We start from the raw sequence: 10,583 nt of genomic DNA on the forward strand, positions 1-10,583 counted from the left end.
CGTCGACTGCCATCCGCATCCGCGGACGGCTACCGGCCCATGGCGCACAGCGCCTCGTAGAGCGGGAGGTAGAGAAGCCTGACGAGCGCTGTGTCCGCGCGGTCGGAAGCTGCGCGGGGAACGCCGTCGTCGAAGTACGGGGCGAGGACATCGCGCAGTCGGACGAGGAGCCCTGGATCGCTGCCGAGGCGAGGTCGAGGCCCCTGTCCGGTGAATGGGGCCCGAGATGCCGCGAGTTGCGGCGCGAAGGCAGCGTCGACGAAGACGACACGGGCCGGCACACCGCCTCGCACCAGGCGCCCAATGACCTGCCAGATGGTGACGAGCTGGTCCCAGACGAACGACGTCTTCTCATCGTCCGAGAGTGCGGAGTAGATGTAGGGACGGGACAGGAAGTGCCGCCACTCACCACGTGCTGCGGTCCGGAACGCGCCTCCCGCCGCGTCCAGCCCGTCCGCCTCGGTCACCATCTCGCCGAAGGTGCCTTCCCTGCGTTTCAGTTGACCGCGCACGAACCGGGTCGCCCAGTCGTTGATGGCGAAAACGGCCAGGGACAGGTCGTCGGAACGGGGATGCGGACGGACCAGGAAGAACACGGTGCCGAACGCCGCCACTCGCTCCTCGCCCGGGCGCTGGGGCACGGTCAGGATGTTGTGCCCGCGCTCCACCGCAAGCAGCGGCGCGACGAGCAGTTCCGCGTCCGGGTCGTCGGCGAACGAGGCCAGATCGCCGCGCCGGATCGCTCCGGTTGCCGGACCGGTCCCTGACGCGTGGTTGGCTGCCGACGCCCCGTCCACGGCCGCCTCGAGTTCTGCGTCATCGGCGGCCAGGACACGGACACGGCCCCGCCATCGGGGAATCTCGTTCAAGGCCGTGGCGGCCGTTCTGGCTTCCTTGTAACTGCCCACGAGAAGCAGCGCGCGCTTACGTCGCTGGTCGGAGATCTGGGCGAGTTCGCTCTGCAGTGGAGAGGAAGTACCGTCGCCTCGGGACCGGGCCAGTCGGTCGATCATGAGGCGCAACACGTCCTCACGCCGGTCGGGGTCCTGCCCGGAGAGCCGGATCGGCTGCCCTGCGGCGTCGTACTGGAACTCGGCGCGAAACACAGTCTCGCGGATGGCATCGAGCGCCTTGCGCTGCGGCTTGAGCACCGCACGTACAGGGGCCAGTACGTGGGCGCGGGTTGAGGTGCCCGACCAGCTGGTGCCCGACATCAGGACGACGTGCGGGCCGGCCTGCCCCCGGCCGGGGTCGGCGCCGAGCTGAGGCAGGTTGAGGAGCAACTCGCGGCCGACGCCTGCACAGCGGAAGAAGCGCAGGGTTCCGGTGCGATGGCCGTCCTTGTTGCGGGCGGCGGCCCGTTCGTCCACCAGGTACTGAAAGCCGAGGACGTTGCCCATGGGCGCCTCCGGCAGCAGGGGCGCATAGTCGAGCGGCGGACGACGGGTCAGTTCGTGGCTCGCCGAGTCGAGCCGAAGCGCCGCCTCAACCTGCGGCCACAGGAACGTCACCCGGTCGAGGCGCTGATGCAGAGCTGCCAGAACCAGGGTGAACTCCAGCCTCTGCGCCTGAAGTTCACGCCACTCCTCGCTCAGCGGAACGTCTTCGGCGGCCACCCCCCTGTCACGCTGGGCTGCAGGAGCAGGACGCTCCTGCGGACCGGGGGACTCGTCGAGCAGTGCGTCAAGCAGTCCCCGGACCCTGCGCCTCGTCTGCTTCTCGTCGAGCGTGTGCAGAACGTCGAGCGCAAGAGCGGTGAGCCGGTCGGCGGTACCCCCGTACGGGCCTCGACCGCCGAGGGGATCGTCGCGGAACGTGTCGAAGAAGCCAGTGATCTCCGATCGGCGCCGCGCCCAGGCCGGCTCCTGCAGCGCGGCGGGACGAGCTTCTCCCAGTCCGTCCTCGTCGTCGTAGAGTGCGCTCTCGTCCTCCACATCCACCGGATCCGAGCGGTCCGAGCGGCCGGCCTTCGGCGGGTACCAGGTGTTCAGGAGCTTCTCCTGGAGAGTCCAGGCGCTGAAGTAGTCGATCTGGGCCCACTCGCGCAGCCCTTCGTCATCGATGAGCATGGCGTACAGCCGGTCCGCTGTGGATCCGACGACGTCAAGGGCCGCCGACCACCGCTCTACGTCCTGGTCGGAAAGTTGGATCCGTCCTTGCCGGGCGAGTTCGGCGATCTCGTGGGTCTGCAACTGGTCGAGCCAGGAGTCGTGGACTCCTGTGTTGGTGACGAGGGTCGCCGAGGGCGCAAACATCTGGTCGAGCTGCATCTGCACGCGATCCGCCTCGTCGACAACGACGATGTCGCTCCGCAGACAGGCCAGTTCCAGGTAGCGCAGGCGTTCCTCGTTGAGTTGGCGCGGGACCGCGGTCTGAACGAGGCTTGCGGGGTTGGCGACCCAGATCAGCGCATCGACGAGGGCGCGGGTGGAGGAGTGCCTGGGGCAGGCGCTCCACAGCGGACAGGCGTGCGGGGTGCCCAGATCGTCTTCGTCTCCGTCGTGCACCGCGGGTTGCGGTGCATCGGCGCCCCGGGCACGGGCAAGGGCGCGCAGGGCGTTGGCCTCCCCATGTTGCTCGCCCATGTCCTTCCGTCGTACAGGATGCAAGGCCCCGCACGGCGCATCGGTGTAGCGCAGCGGCTCGGAGACATCGAGGGCACGCAGCGCGTCCAAAGGGCAAGCGGTGCTGAGGTGGGCGAAGACGGGCCCCGTGTGAGCAAGCAGCGAGTGTTCGCCCCGGGCGGCAAGTCGTCGGTGCAGCCGCTGTGTGTGCTGTGGCCGCGTCGTGCCGCCCTGGACGACGGCGGCGCTGAGGCCGAGCGTGCGGAACAGCTCGGTCAGGGCGAGCTGTTCCGCCACGTCGCCGACGACGAGAGTGATCCGCAGGCCCTTGCTGTGAGCCCATACGGCGATCAGCGTCATCAGCGTCGACTTGCCTGCGCCGACCATGCCGACCAGGTGAGTGAGGCCGTCGAGCGGCAGAGCATCCGCTTCTTCGAAGTCCGCGCTGTCGCGTGGACGGGTGTCCAGGTCGAGGTGGTCGAGCCGCTCCTCCCAGTTCCCTGCGCTCAGCCCGAGCCGCCGCTCCTCGGCGTCCATCCACCGCGCCACGTCGGCGAGCTCACTGAGCGGCACGCAGCGGGCCTCCACGGTGAACGGGCGTGCAGCCGTGAGCGGATGTCCAGGCACGGGGTCTCGAACCAGTTCGTCGGGGATGCTGACGGAAGTGCGCCGGTGCCGGCGGTCCATGAACCGGTGTTCGCCGGCTTCCGCCCGGGGCAGCGGCTTGGTGGCGAAGCCCGGCAGGCCCGCCAGCGCGTCGTCGTAGACCGAGAGTCGGTCAGCGGCCACTTTGAGAGGGACCCGATGGGCAGGCTCCCCTTCATCCGGTACCCGGTACGCGCGCAACCGTTCGGGAAGTTGCAGGTAGGCATCCAGGCTCTGTCGCCACATCCGGCGGCGGCGCATCGGCCACAGAAGGTGCCTGGCCGCGCTCAACGCGACCTCTTCGGAAAGCCCGACGTGGAGCTTCGCAGCCCGCGCGAAAGGCAGTGCGTAACCACCGAGGAGGACCCACGCTCCGTCCGCGCTGTGCCCGGGTGCCACGGTCTCCAGGAGGCGCAGTCCGAGTTCGACCTGGCACAGCAGGGCAGGCCTGGTTTTGGCGTGCTCCTCGGGCCACGGGCCGAGGGCAACGACCACTGGCTGGTACCAGCTGATGCGATCACGCACGATCCGCTCCGTTCGGCCGGTCGATACCGTTCGGCACCTCAGCGTCCCCTTCCGGTTCTTGGGTCGTCCCACCGGCGCGAAAGGAACCGATGGAGGCGCTCGGACCTCGTTCACCCGACAGCCGCAGCCGCGCCGCGCGCAGAAACTGGTCGTCTGTGAGCAGTCGCAGGCCACCCGCTCCCGAGCCTCGCTCCCTCGCGTAGACCTCCAGGTAGTCCCGGCGGGCACGCACCCGGAAGTCTGGGACCACCCAACAGGCCTCGTCGTAGGGAGGCTCGGCCCGGACCGCGCTCGCGGCGCGTCCAAGGAAGGCAGGGTGCGCCCAGTCCTTGACGTCGGCAGCCCATACATATCCGTCGGGAAACGTGACCCGCAGGTCGTACGCGTCGAAGCCGGGCCACATCTCGACATCCAGCCCCAACGCCCGCAGCTGGTGCTCCAGTGCCGTCTCGGCCTGACCGGGTCCGGTCACGAACTGCCTCAGGGGTTTGCGTAGTTGCCTGAGTTCCCCCACCTCTGCGGCGATGAGCACTCGTCCGCGGGGCGCGGGCCCCCGGTGACGGCACCGGTCGTGCTCGCACCACCAGTCGGTGTCGGACACCGGATGCAGGAGGGTGAGGCAGCGGTGGCAGCAGAGATAGGCACCATCACGCCGACGCCCCGCCGGTACGGGAGCGTAGATCTCCTCGATGAGGAAGCGGACGGGATCGAGGAAGAGATCGGAACCGACCGCGGCCCAGTCCGCCTCGGTGAGGACAGGCCGAGTGACCAGGAGCCTGCGGAAGGCGGTGTATGACTCAGGAGCCGACATGGCTCGGCATGCGCGCAGCGCCTCGTGGATCACCAAGGCGTCGTACTGCCGCCCAGTGCTGTCGCGGTACCCGCGCACGGCGAGTTCGTGGCAGAGCTGTGCGGGCTCCCCCGAGTCCGCGTCGATCAGCCGGTCGGCGCCGTCGAACAGGTCGGCGGGAAGCCGGTCGAGAGGCCAGCTTCCCAGCGGCCGACGGCGAGCCCAGCGCATCATCTCGGGCACTCCGGCGGGCGGCTGGGCGCCGTTGCGCAGACACTGCAACACCAGAGCGTCCAGAGCCCGCTGTGCGGCGTCCGGGTACGGAAGGGTGAAGGAGTCGAGATCCTCCACCGCGACCAAGGCGAGGACGGCCGTGGCAACATCGCGCAGGAGAACGACGTCGGGGTTGGACAACCAGTCCGGCACAGACTGCTGGTCAGTCATCGGCCGCCTCCCTTCCGAGCCGTGAGGTGTCCGCTTCGGGCTTCTCCGGGAGCGGATGGTCCGCAACATGGGCGGTACCGGGGCGGCACCAGGTCCGGGCCTGGCAGCCGTGGCAGTGTCGGCCAGTCCGCGGCTCGTACGTAGTGTCGCCCAGGAGCGGCTGCGCGAGTTCGGCGATGACGGTCCGGGCCTCGTCCACGGTCTCGGGACGCCCGGGGTCGATCCTTTCGAGGCGGCTGGACCCCCGCCCCACGCGCAGGTGCTCCAGTTCGACCCAGCAGCGGCGGGCATCTTCACCGAGCACACCCGCATGGAACAGCAGCACTCCGAGGGCGAGTTGAGGGTACGTTCGCAGAAGCGACGCACCTTCCCACAGAGGGCGGGTTGAGGTCTTGGTCTCGCGCCAGATCCATCGACCGCGGTCCGTGTGTACAAGATCGGGCTTGGCCAGGACCACCAGGTCGAGTTCGGGCACGTACGCCGTCACGCGGTGCTGCACGAGCACGCGCTCCTGCGCACCGAGCCCGTTGATCGGACAGAGCAATCGGTGCTCGGCGAGCATGCCCATGGCTTCGCACGCGGCTGGTTCGTCAAGTCCGGTCTCGGCACGCAACGCGGCGAGGTCGGGGAACTCTCGATCCCCGCAGGCACGCAGCGGGCGTTCAGCGTGCCTGGCATCGAGCCAACGGTCCACGGCCCGCCCGCGGCGGGCGCCCCGGTTCTCGATGGAGAGGTCGTTGAGGTGCAGACGTCGCACCAGGTGGTACTGGGCCGGGCATTCCGCGTGCAGCCGCAGGTCCCAGGTCGAGAGAGACCGGCGCTTACGTTCGGGTACGGTCGGTCGCCCGCCCCACAGACGCGGCGCGCGCTTGAGATCCGAACAGCCTTGTATGGCCTTGCAATCCACACAGTCTTCCCATGGGAGAGTCCCGCCCCCGGTGGCGGCTGCGAGGAAGGCAGGAGCCGCGTCGGCCATGAACCGCTGTTGCGCCTGCTCCGGCCCTTCGGAGAGCAGGAGTTCCAGCGAACCGTCGGCACATCCGAAGTCGAAGACACGAATCAGCTCGGGCAACCGAACAGCATCGCTCTCGGAGGCCGGCGGCAAGGCCCCGAACTTCCGCCACGGCGTGGAAGCTCCGTATGCCATCACTTTGGCGACGGCACCGAGTTCGGCGGCGGGTCGGGCTGTCTTGGCCCGTCCGAGCGATGGCAGCCACAGGTCGCGCACCGTTCCGTCCTCGGAGGCGTACATGCGCCCCCACACGGTGTGCTCGTACTGCCGGACCCCTCGCGCATCCGGGGTGTCCCTACGTCGGGTACGCCAGGTCCACGGAAGCCCGACCGGCATGGTAGGCGGCACTCCCGACTGACGGGCGTCTGCCTGTTCCGCCGCGCGGGCTGCCACGTAGCGCTCCAAGGCAGCTGCCGTCCATGCCAGATGGGCAGGATGGACCGCATCACCCTGCCCGCGGAACGGGCCGCGAGTGGAGCGAAGTTCCTCACGGACCCGGGCGAGCAACCACTTGTCACGCTCCACCAGGTCGAGAGCCGATAAGAGCGGACCGAACGTGAACTCCTCACGCGGCGAGGGCCGGTGCGGCACGGCCGGGTCCGCAACGAGGAGCGGATGCATGGCGATACGCCGATGAGTGGGGCAGGTGGTGTCATCGGGCCGGACCATCCGGGGACTCGCCTTGATCAGCCAGTCGTGTCCGATGAGCCCTGCTGGGACCTGCATGAGAGACCCCCATGAGCGGCGGCATGGACGAGGAAGCACGCAGAACCGACAGGACGCCGAGGCTACGAGCACACTTCGAGCATCACACATAACTGTGAACTCAGTCAATGACCATCCCGCGAGAAAGGGAAGGCACGCTAATCTGATACACCTGGCCAAGCAGGATCGAGGAGGAGCGCCACAGTGGACGCGGACGCGTACAGGCCCAGTGCGGGCGATCTGATGGATGGGCGCTACGAGTTGAGCATCCCCCTCGGTAAGGGAGGGATGGCCCAGGTCTGGCAGGCCAGGGACGCTTCAGGTGGCCCGGACGTCGCCGTAAAGTTCCTGCGTCACGACTCCGAGGACCTGCAGCGCCTGGACTCGCAGGACTGGGAAGCCGAACTCGCTGCCAGGGACGGCCGGTTGCAGCGCGAAGCCCGACTCCTGGGTACGCTCATGCACCCTGGCATTCCACACCTGTACGCGAGTGGCAAGCACCGGGGTGTGCCGTACCTCGCCATGGAGTTGGTGAGCGGGGTGAACCTTCGGACATTCCTCGACGAGCACAGTCCGCTGCCTCTGCCCACGGCGATTGCGGTTGCCGTACAGGTTTCCGACGCGCTGGCATGCGCACACACCCTCCCCGTGGTGCACCGCGACCTCAAGCCCGCGAACGTGATGATCGACGAGGAGGGGCGGGGCGTTCTCATCGATTTCGGAATCGCCAAGCCACTTCGCTCCGACGCCACGCGCTACACGGCACACGGCTCCACCTTGGGCACCCGCGGCTATCAGGCACCTGAGCAAATCCGGGAGCTGGACCCCACAACACGGACGGACGTCTACTGCTTCGGCTGCATCCTCTTCGAACTTCTCACCGGACAACCACCGTTCCCGCTCGGCGCCGACTCCGGCCTGACCGACAAGCACCTCAGCGAGGAGCCGCTCCCACCCGGTCTCTACGCGGCCGGCATTCCTGAGGAGATCGACGATCTGGTGTTGCGAATGCTCGCCAAGAAGCCCGATGAACGTCCGTACATCGACGAAGTTCTGGCCACCCTCGCCCCGTTCGCACCGCAGCCCGGCGACGCCGAACCCCGGCCTCGCACCCATCCCGATCCGACCGCCCCCTTGCGTCGCCCGCAGGAGTCGGCCCACCACCGCCACACCGCTCCCGAGCACCCACTTGCCACGCCGACGCCACCGGAGGCCGAATGGCTGGATCAGCGGACCGTCGAGCAGCTCTGCACGCAGGCCGAGGCAGAGATTGCCCGAGGCGAAGCCGGCGAGGCATCTCTCCAGCTACGCGGACTGACGGAGCGGGTCCGAAAGGAGTGGGGCGATCGCAGGCCGGTGGTGCGCCGCGCCTTGCAGAACGCGGCGGACGGATTTCGACTCACCGGCGACTTCGGATCAGCCTCGCGTCTCTATCGGGTAATCGACGAAGCCATGATCCAAGGGGACGGACCCACTGATCGCGCGGAGCGCTCGGTGACCCGCCTACGTCTGGCGGAATGCCGACTCGCCTTCGGTGAGATCGAGGCGGCCAGGGAGGTTGTCTACTGGGCGGGCCGCACCGCTGCCGGATTGCCGAACGAACTGGCCCGTCAGGTCGAAGCCGTACGACTCACAGTCGATGAACAACTCTCGGCCCACGGCCCCGCCTTAGGCGGAAGCACGGTCGAGGGCAGAGCAGTACACTGCCCCGGATGACAAAAAGGGTCCTGGTCGAGATACATCTCCACCAGGACCCTTACTGGTGTCCGAGGGGGGACTTGAACCCCCACGCCCGATAAAGGGCACTAGCACCTCAAGCTAGCGCGTCTGCCATTCCGCCACCCGGACAAGGTGTCTGCCGCCTGGCTGCGGGGTGTTCCCCCGCGGCGACGTGGAACACCATATCAAGGATTGGGAGCACCTCTCACCTGCATAAACGCGGCCTTGAGGGCGTCCTCGGAGGGATGTGCGCCGATATGCGCGAAGGCCGGCCGGGATCTCTCCCGACCGGCCTTCGCGGTCACTCTCTGTGTCCGAGGGGGGACTTGAACCCCCACGCCCGATAAAGGGCACTAGCACCTCAAGCTAGCGCGTCTGCCATTCCGCCACCCGGACCAGGTACTGTGCGCCGTGGGTGCTCCCCGCGGCGACACCTCAACAATACCAAGGTTTCGGGGTGCCCTTCACCCCCATATCCGCCCGTGCGGGCAGGGGGCACCTAGAGTTTCACCATGAGTGAGCGAGCGGTGACGGATGCGGCATCAAAGGTGCGCCGACCTCGGATGTTGTCCCCGCTGCGGGAACATCTGCGGGACACCTTCTGGTTCGCGCCGACCGCGGCGATGGTGCTGGTGTTTCTGGTGTGGCTGCTCGCCGCCGGGCTCGACGACCTGATCGTCGAGGGGCTGCGGGACGGCGGAGACGTGGACACCGTCAAGGATCTGATGGGGTTCGCGGACGACGCGCGGACCGTGGTGTCCACGGTCAGCTCGGCGATGATGACCTTCATCGGTGTGGTGTTCTCGATCTCGCTGGTGGCCGTGCAGATGGCCGGCGGACAGTTCAGCCCCCGGGTCGTCCGGCTCTTCGTGCGCAGCCGCATCACCAAGGCCACCTTCGCCGTCTTCCTGGCCACGTTCCTGCTGTCGCTGCTGGTGCTCACCTCGTACGACGGGGAGAAGGACCCGGAGCTGATCACGAGCGTGCCGTTCGTGCAGGCGTTCCTGACGCTGGGGATGGTCGGGCTGAGCGTGCTGCTCTTCGTGCTGTACGTGAACTCGACGCTGCGGATGATGCGGGTCAGCCAGGTGATCGACCGGATCACCGGGGAGGCGTTCCGGGTCGTGGAGCGGATGCCGTACGCGGACGGGAGTGGCAGGCAGGGGTCGGGGGACGAGCGTGCCGTCGTGGCCTACGACGGGCCCGCCGGAGTGCTGCGGGACGTGAACATCGCGCGGCTGGTGCGGGTGGCGCGCGGGCACGGGGTCGTGCTGTGGCTGATTCCGCGGATCGGGGATTTCGTGGTGCCGGGGACGCCGGTGTTCGCGGTGCACGGCGGGGCCGCGCCGTCGCGGCGGGCCCTGCGCTCCTGCATGTCCGTCGCGGCGGAGCGGACCTTCCACCAGGATCTGGGGTTCGGGCTGCGCGTGCTCGCCGACATCGCGCTGCGAGCGCTGTCGGCCGCCGTGAACGATCCGACCACCGCGGTGCAGGCGATCGACCGGATCGTGCAGTTCCTCGCCGCCATCGGGCGGCGGCCCCTGGACGTGCTGCGGTACCCGGACCGGGACGGGGTGGTGCGTCTGGTGCAGCCCGTGCCGGGGTGGGAGGAGCTGGTGGACCTCGGGTTCACCGAGATCCGGGGGTGTGCCGTGCACAGCCCGCAGGTCACGCGGCGGGTGTTCGCCGGGCTCGACGATCTGCTGGCCCTGGTGCCGGCCGAGCGGCGCGAGCCGCTGCTGCGGCATCGGGAACTCCTGGCGCAGGCCGTGGAGCGGTCGGTGCCGGACGCCGCCGACCGGGCCTTCGCGCTGCGGCCCGACCGGCAGGGCATCGGCTGAGGCACCCCGTCCACGGGCTCAGCCCGCCACGAAGTCCGCCGCGACCACCCTCACCTTCCGCCCCTCCCGCTGGGCCAGGGCGACGAGGGTGCGGAAGGCCGCCGCCTCGTCGCAGCCCTGCCGGACCATCAGCATGCCCTTGGCCCTCTCGATCAGTGCCCGGCCCTCCAGGGCCTCTTTGAGCTGGCGGTTCTCCGTGCGCAGCGCCTCGATGTCGTCGAGGAGCGCGAGCGCGGCGCGGAGCGCGTTCAGCAGCGTGGCCGCGGCGTCTTCCGATACGGCCGGTGGTTCTGAAGACATACCCGTCATGGTTGTCGCGGAATGAAGGAGTCGCCAGA

6 protein-coding genes and 2 tRNA genes are annotated in these 10,583 nt (G+C 68.7%); 2 read left to right on the forward strand and 6 right to left on the reverse strand.

Going from position 1 to position 10,583, the window contains the following annotated elements; translation table 11 throughout:
- Positions 1-29: 29 nt before the first annotated feature.
- The 3 genes from J3486_RS06850 to J3486_RS06860 are packed head-to-tail and all read right to left on the reverse strand — an operon-like array spanning position 30 to position 6,220.
- Positions 30-3,734 (reverse strand): hypothetical protein, encoded by a 3,705-nt coding sequence (locus J3486_RS06850; RefSeq protein ID WP_207819141.1) that lies wholly within the window; start codon positions 3,732-3,734, stop codon positions 30-32.
- Positions 3,727-4,968 carry a hypothetical protein gene (locus J3486_RS06855; protein WP_207819142.1) on the reverse strand — a complete coding sequence of 414 codons (1,242 nt, stop codon included), beginning with the start codon at positions 4,966-4,968 and terminating at the stop codon, positions 3,727-3,729. The genes J3486_RS06850 and J3486_RS06855 overlap by 8 nt, the downstream gene beginning before the upstream one ends.
- The gene (locus J3486_RS06860) at positions 4,961-6,220 is read right to left on the reverse strand and encodes a PD-(D/E)XK nuclease family protein (RefSeq protein ID WP_229377669.1); all 1,260 of its coding nucleotides are present in this window, start codon (positions 6,218-6,220) and stop codon (positions 4,961-4,963) included. The genes J3486_RS06855 and J3486_RS06860 overlap by 8 nt, the downstream gene beginning before the upstream one ends.
- Before the next feature lie 669 nt (positions 6,221-6,889).
- On the opposite strand from J3486_RS06860, the gene J3486_RS06865 reads away from it, so the two are divergent.
- Complete coding sequence (locus J3486_RS06865) at positions 6,890-8,401, forward strand: serine/threonine-protein kinase (protein WP_207819143.1); 1,512 nt, start codon at positions 6,890-6,892, stop codon at positions 8,399-8,401.
- Positions 8,402-8,445: 44 nt separating this feature from the next.
- Here J3486_RS06865 and J3486_RS06870 read toward each other — a convergent pair.
- Together J3486_RS06870 and J3486_RS06875 are read right to left on the reverse strand one after the other, a co-directional pair.
- Positions 8,446-8,533, reverse strand: a tRNA-Leu gene (locus J3486_RS06870).
- A 182-nt stretch (positions 8,534-8,715) separates the two neighbouring features.
- A tRNA-Leu gene (locus J3486_RS06875) sits at positions 8,716-8,800 on the reverse strand.
- 116 nt (positions 8,801-8,916) lie between these two features.
- Here J3486_RS06875 and J3486_RS06880 point away from each other — a divergent pair.
- Positions 8,917-10,245, forward strand: coding sequence for a DUF2254 domain-containing protein (locus tag J3486_RS06880; protein ID WP_207819144.1), 1,329 nt, complete (start codon positions 8,917-8,919; stop codon positions 10,243-10,245).
- A gap of 18 nt (positions 10,246-10,263) precedes the next feature.
- Here J3486_RS06880 and J3486_RS06885 read toward each other — a convergent pair whose 3' ends face one another.
- Positions 10,264-10,545 (reverse strand): ANTAR domain-containing protein, encoded by a 282-nt coding sequence (locus J3486_RS06885; protein WP_207819145.1) that lies wholly within the window; start codon positions 10,543-10,545, stop codon positions 10,264-10,266.
- Positions 10,546-10,583 lie beyond the last annotated feature (38 nt).

Source organism: Streptomyces sp. VRA16 Mangrove soil (genome assembly GCF_017377775.1).
In the GTDB taxonomy this organism is placed as follows: domain Bacteria; phylum Actinomycetota; class Actinomycetes; order Streptomycetales; family Streptomycetaceae; genus Streptomyces.